At 75.6% G+C, this 18,948-nt stretch carries 14 protein-coding genes; 8 read left to right on the top strand and 6 right to left on the bottom strand.

Annotated elements, in window-relative coordinates:
- Position 1: 1 nt before the first annotated feature.
- The 5 genes from ACFVVX_RS20625 (at position 2) to ACFVVX_RS20605 (ending at position 9,279) form a co-directional block, all read left to right on the top strand.
- On the top strand, positions 2-2,581 hold the full coding sequence (locus tag ACFVVX_RS20625) for a lantibiotic dehydratase (protein ID WP_387947535.1): 2,580 nt from the start codon (positions 2-4) through the stop codon (positions 2,579-2,581).
- The gene (locus ACFVVX_RS20620; protein WP_387947531.1) at positions 2,578-4,515 is read left to right on the top strand and encodes a hypothetical protein; all 1,938 of its coding nucleotides are present in this window, start codon (positions 2,578-2,580) and stop codon (positions 4,513-4,515) included. Before ACFVVX_RS20625 ends, ACFVVX_RS20620 begins: the two co-directional genes overlap by 4 nt.
- Positions 4,512-6,497 (top strand): YcaO-like family protein, encoded by a 1,986-nt coding sequence (locus ACFVVX_RS20615; RefSeq protein WP_387947529.1) that lies wholly within the window; start codon positions 4,512-4,514, stop codon positions 6,495-6,497. Before ACFVVX_RS20620 ends, ACFVVX_RS20615 begins: the two co-directional genes overlap by 4 nt.
- Before the next feature lie 38 nt (positions 6,498-6,535).
- On the top strand, positions 6,536-8,188 hold the full coding sequence (locus ACFVVX_RS20610; protein WP_387947527.1) for a hypothetical protein: 1,653 nt from the start codon (positions 6,536-6,538) through the stop codon (positions 8,186-8,188).
- Between the two features lie 62 nt (positions 8,189-8,250).
- The gene (locus ACFVVX_RS20605) at positions 8,251-9,279 is read left to right on the top strand and encodes a thiopeptide-type bacteriocin biosynthesis protein (RefSeq protein WP_387947525.1); all 1,029 of its coding nucleotides are present in this window, start codon (positions 8,251-8,253) and stop codon (positions 9,277-9,279) included.
- A 24-nt stretch (positions 9,280-9,303) separates the two neighbouring features.
- On the opposite strand, the gene ACFVVX_RS20600 is transcribed toward ACFVVX_RS20605, so the two are convergent.
- The 5 genes from ACFVVX_RS20600 to ACFVVX_RS20580 all read right to left on the bottom strand — a co-directional run bounded on the left by ACFVVX_RS20600 (position 9,304) and on the right by ACFVVX_RS20580 (position 13,900).
- Entirely contained in the window at positions 9,304-10,776 is a 1,473-nt protein-coding gene (locus ACFVVX_RS20600) for a cytochrome P450 (RefSeq protein WP_387947523.1), read from the bottom strand.
- Between the two features lie 90 nt (positions 10,777-10,866).
- Positions 10,867-11,484 carry an ATP/GTP-binding protein gene (locus ACFVVX_RS20595; RefSeq protein ID WP_387947521.1) on the bottom strand — a complete coding sequence of 206 codons (618 nt, stop codon included), beginning with the start codon at positions 11,482-11,484 and terminating at the stop codon, positions 10,867-10,869.
- Positions 11,465-11,824 (bottom strand): DUF742 domain-containing protein, encoded by a 360-nt coding sequence (locus ACFVVX_RS20590; protein ID WP_387947519.1) that lies wholly within the window; start codon positions 11,822-11,824, stop codon positions 11,465-11,467. The genes ACFVVX_RS20595 and ACFVVX_RS20590 overlap by 20 nt, the downstream gene beginning before the upstream one ends.
- 73 nt (positions 11,825-11,897) lie before the next feature.
- The gene (locus ACFVVX_RS20585) at positions 11,898-12,305 is read right to left on the bottom strand and encodes a roadblock/LC7 domain-containing protein (protein ID WP_387947517.1); all 408 of its coding nucleotides are present in this window, start codon (positions 12,303-12,305) and stop codon (positions 11,898-11,900) included.
- Positions 12,302-13,900 (bottom strand): ATP-binding protein, encoded by a 1,599-nt coding sequence (locus tag ACFVVX_RS20580; RefSeq protein WP_387947600.1) that lies wholly within the window; start codon positions 13,898-13,900, stop codon positions 12,302-12,304. The genes ACFVVX_RS20585 and ACFVVX_RS20580 overlap by 4 nt, the downstream gene beginning before the upstream one ends.
- 608 nt (positions 13,901-14,508) lie before the next feature.
- Between ACFVVX_RS20580 and ACFVVX_RS20575 the strand changes: the two genes are divergently transcribed.
- Both ACFVVX_RS20575 and ACFVVX_RS20570 read left to right on the top strand, forming a co-directional pair.
- On the top strand, positions 14,509-15,612 hold the full coding sequence (locus tag ACFVVX_RS20575) for an ATP-binding cassette domain-containing protein (RefSeq protein WP_387947515.1): 1,104 nt from the start codon (positions 14,509-14,511) through the stop codon (positions 15,610-15,612).
- Positions 15,609-16,412 carry an ABC transporter permease gene (locus ACFVVX_RS20570; protein WP_387947513.1) on the top strand — a complete coding sequence of 268 codons (804 nt, stop codon included), beginning with the start codon at positions 15,609-15,611 and terminating at the stop codon, positions 16,410-16,412. Before ACFVVX_RS20575 ends, ACFVVX_RS20570 begins: the two co-directional genes overlap by 4 nt.
- Positions 16,413-16,549: 137 nt before the next feature.
- Here ACFVVX_RS20570 and ACFVVX_RS20565 read toward each other — a convergent pair whose 3' ends face one another.
- Positions 16,550-18,085 (bottom strand): MFS transporter, encoded by a 1,536-nt coding sequence (locus ACFVVX_RS20565; protein WP_387947511.1) that lies wholly within the window; start codon positions 18,083-18,085, stop codon positions 16,550-16,552.
- A 129-nt stretch (positions 18,086-18,214) separates the two neighbouring features.
- Here ACFVVX_RS20565 and ACFVVX_RS20560 point away from each other — a divergent pair, with 129 nt between their 5' ends.
- A complete protein-coding gene (locus tag ACFVVX_RS20560) occupies positions 18,215-18,937 on the top strand; it encodes a TetR/AcrR family transcriptional regulator (RefSeq protein WP_387947509.1) in 723 nt (240 codons plus the stop codon).
- Positions 18,938-18,948: the final 11 nt, after the last annotated feature.

Genomic DNA, 18,948 nt, shown 5'->3' with positions numbered 1-18,948 from the left:
CATGACGCCGACCCACCGCACCGGCCACCACCCCGTCGCACCGCCGCGGACCTGGACCCCCGCCGACACCCCCGTCCTGCGGGTCAACCCGACTGCGGGCCTGCGCCTCGGCGGCGACCGCCTGCACACCGCCGTCCGCGCCCTGTTCGCCGCCCAGCGGCAGTGCGACGCACTCGCCGACGAGGCCTGCGAGCGGCTCTACCGGCTGGCCGGCAGCGCGACCGGCCGCGAACGCCACCGACTGCTCCGGCTCAAACGGGACGTCTTCAACCATCGGGACCCGCTGCCGGCCGACCTCGACGACACCTGGCACACCCCGCTGCCACCCGCCGTCGCCGACTGGCTCGCCGCCCACGAACGCGGCCGACTCGCCCGGACCGCCCTGGAGACCGGCCACGCGGCCCTCCTCGCCGAGGAACGCGAGCGGTTCGCCCACGCCCTCGGCTCCGAACCCTTCCAGCTCTCCCTTGCCCTCAACTCGCCCCAGGTCCTCGACGCCGTCCAGCGCTACCGCGCCGCCGGCGGCCGACCGACCGCCCGGCTGCGCAAGTCCGAGCGCGGCCTGGTCCAGCACCTGGCCCGCGCCGTCCTGCGGGTCAGCCCGCTCTCCCGGTTCACCGCCGTCGGCTTCGCCACCTGGGCACCGACCGGCCCGCGCCTGGACCAGACCGGCTTCGACCGGCGCCGCGCCCACCACCGGCTCACCCCCGACCGCGCCCTCCTCTCCGGCCTGGTCAACGGCATCCTCGCCGCACCGCGCGCCGGAGAACTGCCGGACACCCTGCAGCGCAACCCGATGCTCCGCCGCGAGGGCGACCGCATCCGCTTCCAGCACGCCGCCGACGGCCGCCGCCGCACCCTCGCCGCCGAACTCAACGAGCAGCTGACCGCCCTGCTGCGCCTCACCGCCCTGGGAGCGCTGCCCGCCGACCGGCTCGCCGACGAACTCGCCCGCCGCTTCGGCGTACCGCCGGCCGACGCCCATCGCCTGGTCGCCGCCGCCGCCGACACCCAGATCCTGGTCGCCGGCCCGGTCCTCGACGAACAGGCCGCCGACCCGCTGCCCGCCGCCGAGAAGCTCCTCGCGGACGAGCACCCCGAGGCGGCCGGCCTGGTCGCCGCGATCCGCGCCGACCTCGACCTGATGGCCCGCGACTCGGTCGGCGGCCGCCGCGCCGCCCTCACCCGCATCCGCACCGCCGAGACCGCGCTCAACGCACTGAGCACCTGCCCCGCACGGTTCCAGGTCAACGAGGACTGCCTGCTCGAACCCGCCACCGTCTCGCCCGAGGGCTACCGGCGGGCCCTCGCCGACCTCGGCCGGGTCGCCGCCTTCCAGAGCCTCTTCGACCGCCACCACGAGATCCGCGCCCTGCTCACCCGCGCGTTCACCGACCGCTTCGGCCCCGGCGCGCAGGTCGACCTGGTCGACCACGCCGAGGACCTGGTCGACCTCGTCCGCACCCGTGAGCCCGCGCTCACCCCGGACCGCGCCGCCCGGTGGGGCCCCGCCGACGGCTCCCTCCCGGAACTCCTCCGGCACCGGGCGGCCGCCACCGCCGAGCTCGCCGCCGCCCTGCGCGAAGCCGGCGACGACGCCGAGGCCCACGTCGACCCCGCCCTGCTCGCCGAGGCCGCCGACCGGCTCCCCGAGCGCTTCCGGCTCCCCGCCGCCTCGTACGGCCTGCTGGTGCAGCCCCTCAACGGCCGCCTCGTGCTCAACGCCTGCTACACCGGCCACGGCCAGCTCGCCACCCGCTTCCTCGGGGCCCAGACCGCACTCGGCGGCGACGCCGCCGAGCGGATCGCCCGGCTCATCGCCCGCCGCCACGCGGCCGACGGCGTCCGCCTCCGCGAGGACCACGGGCTGCACCGGGCCAACATCAACCACCGCGTCCGGCTCCTCGACGAGGAGGTCACCCCCGGGCAGTGGCTCGGTGTCCGGCTCGCACACGACCCCGACACCGACCGGCTCGGCCTGCTCGACGCCGACGGACGGCCGCTGCGGGTGATGGCGCTCGGCATGAAGTGGATCGAACTCCAGCCGGCCCCGCTCACCGTCGCCGTCTGGCTGCACGACACCGGCCGGGTCGCCTTCGACCCGATCGGCGACCTGCACGCGCGCCGCACCCGCCCGGCCACCGCCACCACCGTCCGCTACCCGCGGCTGGTCGCCGGCGACGTCGTGCTGCAACGCCGCCGCTGGTACCCGGGCGAGGACCTGCCGCACGGCACCGAGCCGGAGGACGAGGCCGCCCACCTGATCGCCCTGACCCGCTGGCGCGCCGCCCACGACGTCCCCGAGGAGATCGTGCTGAAGACCCCGCTGGCGATGCCGGCCGGCGCCGAAGCGGACGGCGAGAGCGCCGCCGACCGGCTCACCCGCTACCTCAGGGCCCGCGGCCGGGAGAAGCCCCAGTACCTCGACCTCGGCAGCGCCCTGATGGCCCGGGTCCTGCCGAAGTTCCTGGAACGCCGCGGTGCCGGGTACTTCGAGGAGGCCCTGCCCGGAGTGCGCAACGGAGTCCACGCCGCCGAGTGGCTGCTGGAGTACGACCAGGAGCCGGAGACCGCCGGATGAGGATCAAACTGCGCCCCGGGACCCACCTCGCCCCCGTCCGCCAGGGCGTGTACGTCTCCCGGGCGGGCCGGTCCTTCGTCCTCGCCGGACCGCCCGCGCTCTACGGCGTCCTCGACAGCCGACTGGCGGAGCTGACCGACGGCACCGACCTGGACGCCCTGGTGGCCGCCTTCGGCGACGAGGCGGCGCGGCCGGTCCTCGACCGGGTGGTCCGCGCCCTGCTCGACCACGACGTCCTGCTCGACCTCGACGCGCTCGCCACCCCGCCGCCCGACCCGGCCACCGCCGCGCGCTACGCCGAGGTGCTCGCCCACCTGGAGGCCCACAGCGGCGACCCGTACCGGGACTTCGCCCGGCTGCGGGCCGCCCGGGTGCGGGTGCTGGGGGAGGGGCCGGCGGCCGCCACCGCGGCCCGCTCGCTGGCCCGGCACGGGATCGGCGGGCCGGCCGGACGCGGCGCACCTGGCGGGCCCGGTGCATCTGGCGGGCCTGGCGCACCTGGCGCGCCGGCCGGGCCCGGCGCGCCGGAGGACGGCACGGCGGGTACCCCCGCGTGGGCGGTGCTGATCGACGACCACGACCACCCCGCCGACCTCGCGGCCCTGGCCGCCGACCTGCCGCCCGGCACCCGGGTGGTCACCGTCCGGGCGGGCGAGCGGATCGCCGTCGTCGGCGAGCCGGCCGGCGCCGCCACGGAGGCGCTCCGGGCCGCGGCTCAGCGCGCCGAGCAGTGGGCCGCCGACGACCCGGAGGCCTGCGCGCCGCGCCCGCTGAGCGCCGTCCTGGCCGGCGCCCTCGCGGCCCGCCAGGTCCTCGCGGGTCTGACCGGACTCGCCGGACTCGCCGACGCCACCGGCACGGACCCGGAGCCGGACTCGGACCCGAACCCGCACTCGGACCCGGACCCGGACCCGCACTCGGACCCGGACCCGCACTCGGACCCGGACCCGCACTCGGACCCGGACCCGCACTCGGACCTGGATACGGCCACGGGTCCGGCGGACGGGGTTGCCACGGTCGTCCACGGCCGGCTGCTGCGCACCACCCGGATCGCCCTGTCCTCGGTCACCGCCCCACCCGCCCCGCAGGCGCAGCCCGAGCCCGAGGAGCGCCCCGACACCGAGGCACTGCTCGCCGCCTGGTCCGGACTCACCGCCCGGTGGACCGGGCCCCTGCGGCGCGGACGCGACCTCGACCTCGACCAGCTGCCGTTCGCCCTGGAGACCGTCGAGGTCGTCGAGGCAGCCGAGGCCATCGAGCCCGTCGGAGCCCCGCCCGGCCACCGCCGGGCGGCCGGCTGGGGCGTCGACCGGCCGGCCGCGGGACTGAGCGCCCTCCTGGCTGGCGCCCGGCTGCTCGCCGCCCGCGCCGCGCCGGCCACCGGCGTGCCCGCAGCCGGAACCACCGCCGACCGCTGGCTGCTCGACGGCCTGCTGCGCATCCTCGGAGCCGAGGAGCTCGCCGCCGAGGAGCTCGCCGCACCCCCGGCCCGCGAACTCGGCTGGGACGACCTCGCGGACCTGGAGGCCCGCACCCTGCTCGGCCTCCTGGAGACGTACTTCGGACGGTCCGTCACCCTGGTCGAGCGCCGCCCGGACGGACCCGGGTGGTCCCTGGTGACAGTGACCGACCGGTTCAAGGGGGGGACCGCGACCGCGACCGAGTGGGGGCCGACCACGGTCGCCGCCGCCCGCACCGCCCTCGGTGCGGCCGTCGCGCGGGCCCAGGCCGACCCGGAGGTCCGGGCGCTGCTGGCCGCGCAGCCGGTCGGCACCGCCGTCCTGGAGCGCTGTCCCGAGCAGAGCGTCCGCGAGGCCCTCCAGCGGACCACCGCCGCCCTCGCCGCCCGGGGCCGCACCCCGGTCGCCCACCGGCTCGCCCCCGACCCGGTGGCCGCCGGACCGGCCCCCTTCCACGGGACGGTGGCCCTGTGACCGCCCGCACCGATGCCCCCGGCACCACCGGCACCTCCGCCGACGGCCCCCGGATCGGCCCGGGCGCGCCGGCCGGCTGGGACTGGTCGCGCTGGGCCGCCGCCCTCGGCGACTGCCTGCTCACCGCCCACGGCGATCTCGACCTCGACTGGGAACGCGAGGCGATGTCCGCCGCCCGCGCCACCGGGCGCGACCTGCTCTCGGTCCGGATCGGCGCCGGGGAGGTCCAGCTCGGACCACGCTGGACCCCGGACGGCCGCCACGCCTGCGCCGGATGCGCCGGAGCCGCCGACGCGCAGCGCCGCTGGCCGGCCGCCGACCGGCCGGAACGCGACCGGCGGGAACGCGAACTGCTCACCGCCGCAGCCGCCGCCGCCCCCGCGACCGCCGCCCCCGCGACCGCCGCCCCGCCCGTCCCGGCCCCCGCCGTCGCCCCGGGGCTGGCGGAGATCGTCGGCGCGGTGCTGGCGCCCGGCGCGGCCCCCGGCCCCGGCGAACTGGTCACCGTCTCGTACCGCGGCACGGTCACCCGGCACCGGGTCATCCGTACCTTCCGCTGCCGGCTCTGCGGCACGGCGCCCGCCCTGCTGGCGACCGCCGCCGAGGGCCCGCCCCCGCTGCCGACCGCCACCGCGCGCCCCACCACCGCGGCCGTGCCGACCCGGCAGGACACCGCGCCGTTCGAGCAGGACCCGGACCGCATGCGGGCGGCATTCGCCGACCCCCGCTTCGGCCCGGTCGTGCGGATCACCCGCAACTCCTCCGGCGGCCTCCCGATGACCGAGGTCGGTGTCCTGGCCGGCACGCCCGCGGGCCTGGGCCGCGGCGTGCGATTCCGCGAGTCCGAGGCGATCGGCATCTACGAGGCGATGGAACGGCTCGCGGGGTACCCGCACGCCGCGACCGTCGTCCCGGACGCCACCCGCCGCGAGCTGGGCGACCTGGCCCTCGAACCGGCGGGCCTGGGCGGCTACACCGCCGCGCAGCTCGCCCACCCGAGCAGCCACGTCGAGCCGTACACCGAGGACACCCCGCTCGACTGGGTCTGGGCGGCGCCGCCGCTCGGCGACGGCGCCCCGCGACTCGTCCCCGCGGAGATCGGCTTCTACCGGTACGGCTACGGCATCCGCCCGGGCCAGTCCGGCGCGCGGCGCCGCGGCTGCTTCCTGGACTCCTCCAGCGGCAGCGCCCTGGGGGCGGGCTTCGAGGAGGCCGCCCTGCACTCGCTGCTCGAACTCGCCGAACGCGACGCCTTCCTCCAGGCCTGGCACCTGGCCCGCCCGCTGCCCGCGCTCGACCCGGCCACCGTCCGGGACCGGAGGTCGCGCCTGCTGCTGCGGCTGGCCCGTCGGCACGGCTACGAGGTGCACCTGCTCGACGCCCGGGCCGACATCCCCGTCCCGGTGGTCTGGGCGCTCGCCGTCCGCCGTGACCGCGGCCTTCCGGCCAGCTTCAGCACCGCCGGCTGCCACCCCGACCCGGAGCTCGCCGTCCGCGCCGCGCTCTGGGAGCTGGCCCAGCTGGTCACCGCGGGCCTCGCCTGGGATCCGGCGCCGCTGGAGCCCCTGATCGACGATCCGTGGCAGGTGGTGGAACTCGCCCACCACTGGCGCCGCTACACCTTCCCCGAGCTGCTGCCCCGGGTGGAGCGCGTCCTCGGCGGCCCGGTGCTCGCGGTTGCCGAGGCGTTCGGTGACTGGCCGCAGCCGCTGGTCCGCGCCGCCGCAGGCGACGTACGCGGCGCGCTCGCCCATGTGGTCGAGCTGTACCGCGAGGCAGGCCTCGGCACGGTGCTGGCCGTCGACCAGTCGACCCCCGACCACACCGCGCTCGGCCTGTCCGTGGTCAAGTGCGTCGTCCCCGGCATCCTGCCGATGTGCTTCGGCCAGGCCCACCAGCGGCTGACCGGGCTCGACCGGCTGCTCGCCCGGCTCGACGCCACCCCGACCGAACCGCCCTTCGACCCCCACCCGTTTCCATGACCGATTCCCCTCCCATGACCGAACCCGCGACCGATCCCATGACTGACGTCCCCGCTCCGGACGTGCCCGGGGTGGCGCCGCCCCGCCCGCGCCTGACCTCCGACGAGGTCCGCCGGTTCGCCTTCCGGCAGGGCCCGGGCAAGGCCCACCTCGGCGAACAGCACCTCGTCGACGACGCGGCCCCGACCACCAGCGCCCTCCCGCCCCGCCGGGCCCGCTCGGGGACGGGACGGCCACTGCCCCTGGGCACCTGCGACCTGCTCGCCGCCACCCCCTACCCGCAGCCCTGCGACCGGGCGGCCGTCGCCGGCCTCGGCCCCGACGCCCGGCTGGGCCACCTGCTGGTCGGTGCCCTCGGACTGCAACGGCGCGAGCCCTCCCACCGGTACGCCGACCACCGGGCCGTCCCCTCCGGCCGGGCCAAGTTCCCGGTGCACGCCTTCGCCGCCCAGGGACCGGTCCTGCGGTACCTGGACGTCCACCGGCACGCCCTGGTCGACGTCCGCGCCGACGGCGGCACGGACGTCGTGGACCTCGTGGGCGCAGAGGACGTGTCGGTCCTGCTCGCCGCCCGCTACAGCGATCTTCCCGCCGCCTACGGCCGGATGCGCTTCGCCGTGAGCGAGGCCGAACTCGGGGTCAGCCTGCGGTCGTTGTGCGTCACGGCCGACCTGCTCGGCATCCCGGCCCGGCTCGCCCTGGACGGCCCCGCCACCGCGCGGGCCGAGTCGGCGATCCGCTCGGCCGGCCCCGGCACCTGGTCGGCGCCGCTCACACTCCGGCTCGGCGGCCTCGGCCGGCCCGCGCCGTCCGTCCCGCTGCCCGGTCCGCCCGGTCCGGAGCACGACGAACGCGACCCACTGCTCGCCGGGGCCGCCCACGACCCCTCGGTACGGGACGCGGCAGCGGTCAGCGCCCAGCGTCACGGACTGCCCGCACCCGACCCCGCACCCGACCCCGCGGCCAGTCCCGCCGCCAGTCCCGACCGCGGCCCCGCCGCAGACCTCACCGACGATCCTGCGGCCAAGCCCGGCCCGGCCCACGGCCTGCCCGCCGCGGCCGGCGCCCCCGCCCACCGGCCCGACTGGGCCAGGGTGTTGTGGGACCGCAGCGCGGGCCGCGCCGCCGACCGGCGCTACGGCTTCAGCCTGCGCCCCGCGCCGCTGACCGACGACTGCCTGACCGACCTGCTCGCCTGGGCGATGCAGCCGCCACCGGACCGGCTGCTCGCCGAGATCGCCGGCAGGCTGCGGCTGACCGTCGCCCTGCACCGGGTCGGCGGACGCGCGGACGGCCTGCACCGCGTCGAGGAGGACGGGCTGACGCTCCACCGCCGACAGCCGCGGATCATGGCCGTCCTCCAGGCGGGCTTCGCCCAGCCGCCCTCCCACAACACCGACAACGGCGTGCGCCACGCCGCGATGGTGTGGATCCACTCGATCGACGTCGACGCGCTCGTCGACGACCTCGGCCCGGCCGCGCTCGGGCTGCTCCAGCTCTGCCTCGGCTGGAGCGTCCACGGCCTCTGCCTCGGCGCGGCCGCGCACGGGCTGGTGGCCCGCCCGGCCCGCTCCTTCGTCGAGTACCGCGTCCAACCCCTGCTCGGCCTCGCCCGCCAGGAGACCCCGGTGTTCATGACCGTCTGCGGCACCTCCCGCTTCACCGAACCGATGCTGGACCTGCGCACATGACCCCACCGACCCCACTGACCCCGCCGACCCCATCGACCCCGCCACCTGCCGGGGTCCCGCCCGTGGCCTCCGACCCCTGGCACAGCTGGCACCTGCACGTCGACTCGCTGCGGCCCGAGGCCCTGGAGACGCTCCTGCTGGAGGCCCTGCTCCCGGCCGTCGACCTGCTGCCGCCCGCACCCGACGGCACCCCGAGACCGTGGTTCTTCCTCCGCTACTGGCAGGGCGGCCCGCACCTGCGGCTGCGGATCGCCGGCCTCGACGCCGTCGCGGCCGCCCGGACGACCGCCGAACTGGAGCGGCGGACGGCCGCCGTCGACGCTGCGCTGCCACCTGGCGACCGGCTCACCCCGCAGGCGTACCGGCAGGCGGTCGAGCCGCTGGCCGCGCTCGGCGAGGGCGGCCGCCCACTGCCCCCGGAGGAGCTGCGCCCGCCCGGCGTCCACCCGGCCGGGTACGAGCCCGAGGACCGGCGGTACGGCGGCACCGACCTGATGGCGCTCAGCGAGCAGCTGTTCTTCGCGTCCAGCGTCGTGACGGCGCGCGCCTGCCGGTCCCGGCCGGGGCACGGGCGCAGTCTGCTGGACGGCCTGGAGGCGATGGCCGCCACCCTCGCCGCCTGGCCGGGTGACCGGGTGGTCCTGCTCCGCGCGGTGCGCGACGGCTGGAGCGGCCTGACCGCCACCGCCGGTGGCGCCGACAGCGTCGCGGCCCGGGCCGACCGGCTGCGCCCGGCGGCCGGTGCGCTGCGGGCGCTCGCGGACGGCGCCCCCTCCCGCTGGAGCGCGTGGACGGCGCGGCTGCGTCCTGCCGCGCAGCTCTGGTCGGACCGGCACGGGCTGCCGGGCGCGGGCCGCATCCTCGGCTCCCATCTGCACATGACCCAGAACCGGCTGGGCGTGGGCGCGGGCCGCGAAGGGCTGCTGGCCGCGCTCCTGCTGGACCTGCTCGGGCTGCCCGACCCGCCCGGAGCCCGCACACCTGCGGCCCCCGCCCGCCCTGCCGCGCCTTTCAGCCCGGCCGACCGGTCCGGCTCGTCCAGCTCGTTCGGCCCGGAAGGCCCGGAAAGCCCGGACGGAGAACGCCCGTGACGCCCCGGTGCTGCTGCCGCCGCGTCAGCGCCGGAAGATCCCGGTCAGCACACTCCACCAGCCGCGCCGCTGCCGGGGGACGGAGACGGCGGCGGCCGGGTACCCGGGCGGGGCCGGGGCCGGAGGCGCGGCGGGCGGCACGGTCGGCAGAGGCGCGGCAGGCGCAGCGGGCGGCGTCGCCGGTACGGCGCCCCGGGCGGCCGCCTCCTCCTCGGTCTCCGTCCGCGGGGTGAAACTCACCGGAAGCTCGGCCAGGTGCCGGGAGATCCAGGCCGAGGTCCACGTCAACTCCTCCTCCGGGACGGCGAGTCGGATGTCCGGCAGGCGGGTCAGCAGGATGTCGATGCCGGTCTCCGCGATGGCCCGCCCGATGTCCTGGCCGGGGCACTCGTGCGGGCCGCCGCCGAAGGACAGGTGGGAGCGGTTGCCGTAGAGCGGCTTGGCCAGGTCGGGGCGGACGACCGGGTCGACGTTGCCGGCCGCGAGGCCGAGCAGCAGCATGTCGCCGGTCCTGATCTCCTGACCGCCGAGCTGGGTGTCGCCGGTGGCCCAGCGGCCCGCGACCAGCGACATCGGCGCGGAGTCCCAGAGGACCTGGTCCAGGGCGTCGGGCAGGGTCATGTGGCCGCCGGACAGGTGGGCGCGGAACCGCACGTCGGTGAGCACCAGCTTGAGGGTGTCCGCGATCAGGTTGACGGTGGTCTCGTTCGCGGCGAGCAGCACCACCCGCAGGTGTTCCAGCACCTCGTCGTCGGTCAGCCCGGCCTCGTGCTGCATCAGCCACGACACGAGGTCGGGGCCGGGCGCGACCCGCTTGCGCTCCATCATCCGGCGCAGCGTCGCCACGACGTAGTCGTTGCTCGCGATGGCCGTCTCGGTGCCCTTCATCAGGTCCCGGGCGGCGTCGACCAGCCGGGGCCCGTACTCCTCGGGCATGCCGACCAGCTGCGTCATCACCAGCATCGGCAGGTGTTCGGCGAACTGCGCCACCAGCTCGGCCCGGCCGGTCGGCCCGAACTCCTGGATCAGCTGGTCGGCGAAGCGGGTGACGTAGCGGCGGGTCCCGCGTCCGTCGAAGCGGTTCAGGCTGTCGGTCACCGCCTCGCGCAGCCGCCGGTGCTCCTCGCCGTCCGCGAAGACGCACAGCGGCTGCCAGGCGATCACCGGCATCAGCGGGGAGTCCGGGGTGACCAGGCCCTCCTGGAAGGCCGACCAGCGGCGGGAGTCCCGGGAGAACCGGGAGGGCGTGCGCATCGCGGTGAGGTTCGCGGAGTGGCCGAGGATCAGCCAGGCCGGGAGGTCGCCGTGCAGCAGCACGGGCGCCACCTCGCCGTGCTCGGCGCGCAGCTTCTCGTACAGGCCGGCGGGGTCGGCTTCGGCCTCGGGCCCGTAGATCCGCCGGAGGCCCTCGGCGGCGAGCCCCTCGCCGCCCGCCGCGTGGGCGGGGCAGCCGGGCGGCGGGGTGGGAGCGGCATCGTCACGGAACGGGGTGGTCACGGTGTCTCCGGGGTCGGGGAGGGGTTGGGGCGGCGTCGGGCGGCGCCACGGGTGGGGTCGGTCGGAGGGATCAGGGGCAGGGCGGCGCGGTCACCGCGCGGGCGGCGCCGAGAGGTTGTACAGGTAGCGCATCAGGGCCAGCAGGACGTCCCGGCTGGACTCCCGGGTCCGGGCGTCGCACGCGACGATCGGCACCTCGGGCGGCAGGTCCAGCGCAGCCCGCAGCTCCTCCACCGGGTAGCCCGGCGACTCGGGGAAGGTGTTGGCCGCGACGACGAACGGCACGCCGCGGTCCTCCAGCCGCCCGATCACGTCGAAGCTGACCTCCAGCCGGCGGGTGTCGACCAGTACGACCGCGCCGAGGGCCCCCTCGAACAGGCCGTTCCAGAGGAACCAGAACCGCTCCTGCCCGGGGGTGCCGAACACGTACAGCACCAGTTCCTCGCTGATGCTGATCCGGCCGAAGTCCATCGCGACCGTGGTGCAGGTCTTGCGTTCGACCCCGGCGGTGTCGTCGACGTCCGCTCCGGCCTGCGTCATCGTCTCCTCGGTGGTCAGCGGGCGGATCTCGCTCACCGAGCCGACCAGGGTCGTCTTGCCGACGCCGAAACCGCCCACGATGACCACCTTGACCGCCATGGCGGCCGTGGCCGGGAGCAGGTCCGCGCTCGGCGGTCCCACCACCGTGTCAGAGCCTCTGAAGTCCATGCATCACCGCTTCCAACAGGGCACGTTCGGGCAGGATCGCGGGCGGGACGGGCGCGCGGGCCTCGATCCGCTCCTCGGCGAGGAGGTCCGCCAGCAGTACGGTGACCACGCTCATCGGCAGCCGCAGGTAGGCGGAGATCTCGGCCACGGACAGCGGCGAGCCGCAGATCCGCAGGATCGCCGCGTGCTCCGGCTGCATCGCGGGTGTCGGCTCCGCGCGGGCGACGATCAGGGTGACCAGGTCGAACACGGTCTGCTCGGCCAGTCCGCTGCGGCCGCGCGTGATCACGTAGAGACGTTCGGGTTCACCGTCGTCCCAGCCCCGGCCGGGGGTGCTCATGTCCCCACCCCGCCGCGCTCGGGAGGCACCTTGCCCGGGCCGCACCCCTCGACGGTGCGCTCGCCCCGGCCCCTCACGCGGCCTGCCCGCCGTTGCGCGGAGGCGTGCTGAGGTGCTCGCCGATCCGTGCGACCAGGTCCCGCATCCGCTGGCCCATCAGCCCGGCGTCGACGCTCTCGTCGGCCAGTACCGCGAGGTAGGCCCGGGCGCCGGCCGCCATCAGGTAGAAGAAGCCGCCGCCCATCTCGATCACGACCAGCCGCATCCGGCCGTCCCCGTGCGGGAACTCGTTGCCCACCGCGGCGGCCAGGCTCTGCAGTCCGGCGCAGGCGGCGGCGAGGCGGTCGGCGGTGTCGTTGTCGGTGCCGTGCTGGGCCATCCGCAGTCCGTCGGCGGAGAGCACGACGACATGGCGGGTGTGTGGGACACCGTCCGCCAGTTCCTTGAGCATCCAGTCCATGTTGGTCCGCTGCTGAATCACTGCTCGCCCTTCCCTGCCGACTCGTCACTGGTGTGGCCGCCCGCGTCGGTGGACGGCGCGTGGCCGTTCACCCCCTCGTGGAACGCGGCCAGCCACAAACCGGGCTGGACCGGTGCCTGGGCCGGCTCGGGGGCCTTGGCGGCCTCGGGAACGCCCGCCCGGGAGGGTGCGGCGTGGCGGCGGCGCTGGGGCAGGCCGTTCGCGGCCCGCTCGGTCACCACCGGAATCCCGCCGTCGGCCGGGGCCGACCCCGTCACCGACCCCGCGATCGACCCTGGAGCGGATCCCGGGACGGCCCTGGGGACGGACGACCCGTAGGACGACCTGGCGGAGGACGCGGGCGCCGTCCGCGACCCCCACGGCCGTGGTCCGCCCACCGGCCGGCGGGCGCCCGACGAGGCCGTCCGCGGACCGGAGGACGCGCCGATGCCGTGTGCCCGGCCGGTGGCGGGCGCCGTGGTGATGAGGTCCTGCGGCACGATCAGCACGGCCCGCACCCCGCCGTACGCGGACGGGCGGAGCGAGACCTGGAAGCCGTACGCCCGCGCGAGGCGGCCGACCACGGCCAGACCGAGCCGGGGGGACTCCCCGAGGTCGTTGAGGTCGATACCGGCCTGCGCCTCCAGGAGCATCCGCTCGGCGCGCGCCCGCCCCTCCTCGCTCAGGCTGAGGCCGCCGTCCTCGATCTCGATCGCTATACCGGTCTGCACCTCGACGGCGGTCAGGTGCACGTTGGTCTGCGGCGGGGAGTAGCGGGTGGCGTTGTCCAGCAGCTCGGCGACCGCGTGGATGAGCGGTTCGACGGCCGGTCCGACCACGGCCACCTCGGACACCGGGTGCAGTTCCACCCGCTGGTAGTCGAGGATGCGCGACATGCCGCCGCGCAGCACGCTGTACAGCGGCACGGCCCTGCTCCACTGCCGGCCGGGGCGGGCGCCGCCGAGCACCGCGATGCTGTCCGCGAGGCGGCCGATCAGCGCGTTGCCGTGGTCCAGGCGCAGCAGGTCGTCGAAGACGGCCGGGTCGTTGCCGTGCCGGTCCTCCATCTCGCGCAGGTCCTGGGCCTGCCGGTGGATGATCGCCTGAACACGGCGGGCGATGTTGACGAAGGCCCGCTGGGCGGACTCGCGCATCGACTCCTCGTTGTCGACGGCCTCCAGGACGGCGTGCAGCACGGCGTGCCGGGCGGCGTCGAAGTCCGTTCCGACGACGGGGTCGGGGGCCTCGTAGGTTCTCAGCACGTCCGCGGGGAACTCGCCGCGCTGGAGCCGGGCGATGGCCTCGGGCAGGGAGACCTTGGCCAGGTGGACCGTCTCGGCCTCCTGCCGGGCCAGCCGGCGGCGCAGCTCGCGCTCCTGCTGGGCGTGCCGCTCGCGCAGTCGCACCAGTGCGCGCCCCCGGCGCGCCGCCTCGACGGCGACCACGGCCACCGCGGCGGTGCCCACCACCCCGCACCAGACGACCCCCGTGCGGGCGCCGGCGGAGGCCAGTGACGCGGCGACCACAGCGGCGGCGGCCGTCACGACCGTGGGCAGGAGCCACACCAGAACGGGAGCGGAGCGCCGACCACCGGGTGACGATCCAGCACGAAGCATCAGCATCCTCAAACGATCGAAAGAGTTACGAAAGGGCGGGTGGGGGCCGGCTCCGGCGGCGTGGGGGCTGCGTCCCGCCTGCAGTCCGATGCCCGCGCAGGTCCGTGTGGACCTGGTGCGACGGGGGTGCAGCGGGCTGGGCCGGAAGTAGCATAGCCGGTTTCAGAACATTTCTGACTAAGCATCAAAAACCTTGTGCAATAGACGATTTACTGCCTTCTTGGCGGACATGTCAGGACCTCGCACACCTGTCGGACAGGCTCGGACCGGATGGCCATCCGTCGGCCCGGCGGCGGTGTTGGCACCAGGTTTGCCCCGTCCGGGCTTGTCGTACCTGCGTCCGGGGTCCGGTTCGCTCAAGAGAGGGGTCTCCCCGGCAACTTGCCGCGCGGCAGTGGCGATCCGTGGTACCGCGGGCTCCGCGACCCGGTCCGGCTGTCGCGCGCGGGGCCCCGGGAGGACGATGGAGTGGGCTCCGGCCGGTCGACCGGAGCCGTCACCCCGAGCAGGGCCGTCCCTTCGAACGGAGCCGCCCCCGAGCACAGTCACCGCAGGCACAGTCGTCAGCTCAGCTCAGGCACAGTCGTCACCTCACGTCGGGAGAGGCGATGGGACAGGCGAGGGGACAGGCCGCCATCAGCGTCGTCGGTCTCAGCAAGCGGTTCGGGTCGGTGGCCGCCCTGGAGGGGGTGGACTTCGAGGTCCGGTCGGGGACGGTCTTCGGCCTGCTCGGGCCGAACGGCGCGGGCAAGACGACGACCATCCGGATCCTCACGACGATCCTGCGGCCGAGCGGCGGTCGCGCCACCGTCCTCGGGCACGACGTGGTCCACGAGGCCCCCGTGGTCCGGCGGCTGATCGGGCTGGCCGGGCAGTACGCGGCGGTGGACCCCAACCTCACCGGTCGCGAGAACCTGCGGCTGATCGGGCGCCTCACCCAGCTGCCCGGCCGGCGGATCCGCCCCCGGGCGGGCGAGCTCCTGGACCGGTTCGACCTCGCGTCGGCCGGGGACCGCCCGGTACGGACGTACTCCGGCGGCATGCGGCGACGGCTCGACGTGGCCGCGGCCCTCGTCCCGGAACCGCCGGTGCTGTTCCTCGACGAGCCGACCACGGGCCTGGACCCGCAGAGCCGCACCGCTCTGTGGGAGCTGATCCGCGAGCTGGTGGGGGACGGCACGACCGTGCTGCTCACCACCCAGTACCTGGAGGAGGCGGACCGGCTGGCCTCCCGGGTGGTGGTGGTCAACGAGGGCCGGATCATCGCCGACGACACCCCGGCCGTCCTCAAGGCGCGCCTGGGCAACACCGTGATCGAGCTGGGCATGGGCGACGAGGCGCGCGCCGGGCGGGCGGCCGCCGTCATCGCGGACCGGGTCGCCGAGTCCCCCGAACGGGAGGGCGCCCTGCTCAGACTGGCCTCCCGGGACGGCTCCCGGCTGCTGATCGACGTCCTGCACGCGCTGGAGGCGAACGCGCTGGTGCCGCGGACGGTCACCGTCCGCGAGTCCAGTCTCGACGATGTCTTCCTGGCGCTGACCGGGCACCGCACCCGGACCGGCGACACCGCGAATGCCGGCGGTGCCACCGGTGCCGGTGCCGGTGCTGGAGCTGGAGCTGGAGCTGGGACCGGTGCCGGGTCCGGTGCTTCCGGGTCCGGTGCGCCGGGTGGCGGGGCCGGGGGCCCCGCACCGCGCGGGGACGCGCCGTGAGCGCCGTCGACACAGGGCGGCTCGGCAACCGGATCGCCGCACCGGTCCGGGACGGCCTCGCGGTGGCCTGGCGCAACCTGATCGCGCTGCGCCGGGTGCCGCGCCTGCTGGTCTTCTCGACCATCCAGCCGCTGGTCTTCGTGCTGATGTTCCGCTACGTGTTCGGCGGGGTGGTCGGCCCGGCGCTGCCGCCCGGGGTCTCCTACGTCGACTTCCTGATCCCGGGCATCTTCGTGCAGACCGCCGTCTTCGGGTCGATGAACACCGCGATCGGCCTGGCCACCGACATGCAGACCGGTCTGATGGAGCGGTTCCGCTCGCTTCCGATGGCGCGCTCGGCCGTGCTCTCCGGCCGGACCATGGCGGACCTCGCGCGGAACGTCTTCGTGGTGGCCCTGATGACGGCGGTCGGCTTCGCGATCGGGTTCCGGATCCATGCGGGTGTGCTGTCGTTCCTGGGCGGCGTCCTGCTGGTGCTGGCGTTCGGCTTCGCGATGTCGTGGATCTTCGCGGTGGTGGGGATGGCGGTCGGGGATCCGGAGACCGCCCAGGCAGCCACCTTCCCCATCCTCGCGCCGCTCGTCTTCGCCTCCGCGGCCTTCGTCCCGGTGGCCACCATGCCCGGCTGGCTGCAGGCCTTCGCCAACCACCAGCCGGTATCCAAGACCGCCGAGGCCGTCCGGGTCCTGGTGCTCGGCGGGCCGGCCACCGGCGCGGTCTGGGAGGCGCTCGCCTGGGACATCGGAATCGTCGCGGTGTTCGCGCCGCTCGGCGTCTGGTTCTACCGCCGGGCCGTGTAGCGCTCGCAGTCGGGGGCCGCGGTCCTCGGTCTGTAGCCCGCTGCCGGCTGCCCGCTACCCGTGGCCCGCGGCCCGGAGCTCCGCCGGGCGCGCGGACGGCCGGCACCCCGTCGGGGCACCGGCCGTCCGCGTTCCGGTCAGGCGACGAGTTCGGGACCGTTCGCCGGGGTGTCCGCGGGACCGCCCGCCGAACCGCCCGCCGTGGCGGCCGCGCGCTCGGGCCTGCCGCCGCGCATCACCAGGGTGGCCAGCAGGGCGGCGGCGAGGACGCCGATCGCGCTGATGGTGAAGGTGGTCGACATCGAGCTGGTGAAGGCCTCGCGGGCGGCCTTGACCAGGCCCGCGTCCCCCTGGGCGGCGGCCAGCGCGCCGGCGATGGAGTGCTTGGCCTGCTCGGGGGCGTCGGCGGGCATCCCGTCGGCGAAGCCGCTGGTGAGCAGCGAGCCGAGGATCGCGATGCCGAGCGCGGTGCCGGCCTGCTGGATGGTGTCGTTGAGGGCGGAGCCGACGCCGGCCTTCTCCGCCGGGATGGTTCCCATCAGGGCGCCGACCGCGGCCGGCATCGCGAGGCCCGCACCCAGGCCGAGCAGGCCCAGTGCGACGGCCGGGACGGTGAAGCCGGTGGTGGCGGAGACGGTCGCCAGCAGCGCGAACGCGGTGGCCATCACGAGCATTCCGGCCAGTACCAGGAGGCGGTGGCCGATCCGGGCCGTGAGCCCGGCACCGGCGGCGTTGCCGATCAGCGCGGCGACCGCCAGCGGGACGAACGCGAGGCCCGCCTTGACCGGCGAGTAGTCGAGGACGAACTGCAGGTACTGGGTGAGGACCAGCAGCAAGCCGCCGTTGCCGACCTGCACCAGGGTCAGCGAGAGCGACCCGCCGCTGAAGTTGCGGTGCCGGAACAGGACCAGCGGCACCATCGGTGCGGAGGTGGTGTTCTCCCAGACCACGAACCCGCCGAGGGCGAGGACCGCGACGACCAGGGTGATCGTGGACCGGCCGCCGAAGGCGCCGTGCTGCGGGAGCTCGATGATCCACCAGATCAGGGCGGTCATGCCGGCCGCGGAGAGCACCGCGCCGAGCGGGTCGGGCTTCTGCCACGGGCCCTTCGACTCCGGCATGAGGGTGAGGGCCGCCAGGACGGCCAGGCCGACCACCGGGACGTTGATGAAGAAGATCGAGTGCCAGGAGAAGTGGTCGATCAGGACCCCGCCGAGCACCGGGCTGCCGACCAGGCCGAGCATCGACACCGAGCCCCAGGCCGCCATCGCCCTGCCGCGCTCCTCGTCGTCGAAGACGGTGATCAGGATCGACAGCGTCGACGGCATGATCAGCGCTCCGCCGACGCCCATCGCGATGCGCACGGCGATCACCTCGCCGGGGTCGGTGCAGACGGTCGCGGCCAGCGACGCCGCCCCGAAGAGCACCAGGCCGATGACCATGATCCTTCGTCGGCCGAACCGGTCACCCAGGCTGCCGGAGGTGAGCAGCAGCCCGGCGAAGACCAGGATGTAGGAGTCGAGGATCCACTGGATGTCCTGGGCGGTCGCGTCGATGTCCTCGGTCATCGACGGCACCGCGACCGTCAGGGCCATGCTGTCGACCACCAGGACCAGCGTGCTGAGGCACAGCACGAGGAGGATCCACCAGCGGCGTGGATTGCGGGTTTCCATGGGGTCGTCCCTTTCGGATGCGGACACTGTTCCGTCGATGCGCACACTGTACTCATCGGAGAACAGTGTGCGCAATCACTTGCTCCTGTACGCTCGACGCGAACGGCGTACGCAGCGAAGGAGGGCCCAGTGGCCGCCAAGACCAACCCGATTCCGTCCGTGTGGGCCCGGCAGCCGCGCGAGTCCGAGCAGCCCGCGCTCAGCCGGGCCGCGATCGTCCGGGAGGCGATCGCCATGCTGGACGCGGAGGGCGCCGAGGCGCTCAGCATGCGCAAGCTCGGCAGCCGCCTCAACGCCGGCGCGACCTCCCTCTACCGGCACGTCGCGACCAAGGACGAGCTGATGGAGCTCGCCCTGGACGAGATCTTCGGCGAGATCGCCGTCCCGGCCGCGGACGGCCCCGACTGGCGCGCCGCCGCGGCCGAGGCCGCCCGGTCCTTCCGTGCGACCGTCCTGCGCCACCCCTGGATGCCCGCGCTGCTCGGCCAGGCCGGCCTCGCCTACCTGGGCCCCAACCTGATCTCCTACTCCGAGCGGCTGGCCGCGCTGTTCACCGTCGCCGGCTTCCCCGAGCCGAGCCGCGCGATCGACACGCTGCTCTCCTACACGATCGGCATGAGCACCACGGAGGCGGCCTGGCTCACCACGGTCGCCCGCTCCGGCGAGACCGAGGCCGCCTTCATCGCCCGCCTGATGCCCGCCGCCCAGCAGGTCGCGGCCGCCCACGAGCACCTGGCCGCCGCCTACGCCGACGCAGCCGCGGCGACCGATCCGGTCGAGCTCCGGAACGCCAAGTTCGCCTACGGCCTGGAGGTCTTCCTCGACGGCCTGGCGCTGCGCCTGCCGCGCTGACCGGAGCCGGG

The organism is Kitasatospora sp. NPDC058170, from assembly GCF_042883905.1.
Taxonomy (GTDB): domain Bacteria; phylum Actinomycetota; class Actinomycetes; order Streptomycetales; family Streptomycetaceae; genus Kitasatospora.
This window is presented reverse-complemented; position numbering and strand designations above follow the sequence as displayed.

Bases quoted from the DNA above. Each gene is read 5' to 3' on its own strand.
- ACFVVX_RS20580 (WP_387947600.1), bottom strand. From the start codon at position 13,900: ATGCTTCGTGCTGGATCGTCACCCGGTGGTCGGCGCTCCGCTCCCGTT.
- ACFVVX_RS20620 (WP_387947531.1), top strand. From the start codon at position 2,578: ATGAGGATCAAACTGCGCCCCGGGACCCACCTCGCCCCCGTCCGCCAG.
- ACFVVX_RS20565 (WP_387947511.1), bottom strand. From the start codon at position 18,085: ATGGAAACCCGCAATCCACGCCGCTGGTGGATCCTCCTCGTGCTGTGC.
- ACFVVX_RS20610 (WP_387947527.1), top strand. From the start codon at position 6,536: ATGACTGACGTCCCCGCTCCGGACGTGCCCGGGGTGGCGCCGCCCCGC.
- ACFVVX_RS20595 (WP_387947521.1), bottom strand. From the start codon at position 11,484: ATGGACTTCAGAGGCTCTGACACGGTGGTGGGACCGCCGAGCGCGGAC.
- ACFVVX_RS20575 (WP_387947515.1), top strand. From the start codon at position 14,509: ATGGGACAGGCGAGGGGACAGGCCGCCATCAGCGTCGTCGGTCTCAGC.
- ACFVVX_RS20590 (WP_387947519.1), bottom strand. From the start codon at position 11,824: ATGAGCACCCCCGGCCGGGGCTGGGACGACGGTGAACCCGAACGTCTC.
- ACFVVX_RS20625 (WP_387947535.1), top strand. From the start codon at position 2: ATGACGCCGACCCACCGCACCGGCCACCACCCCGTCGCACCGCCGCGG.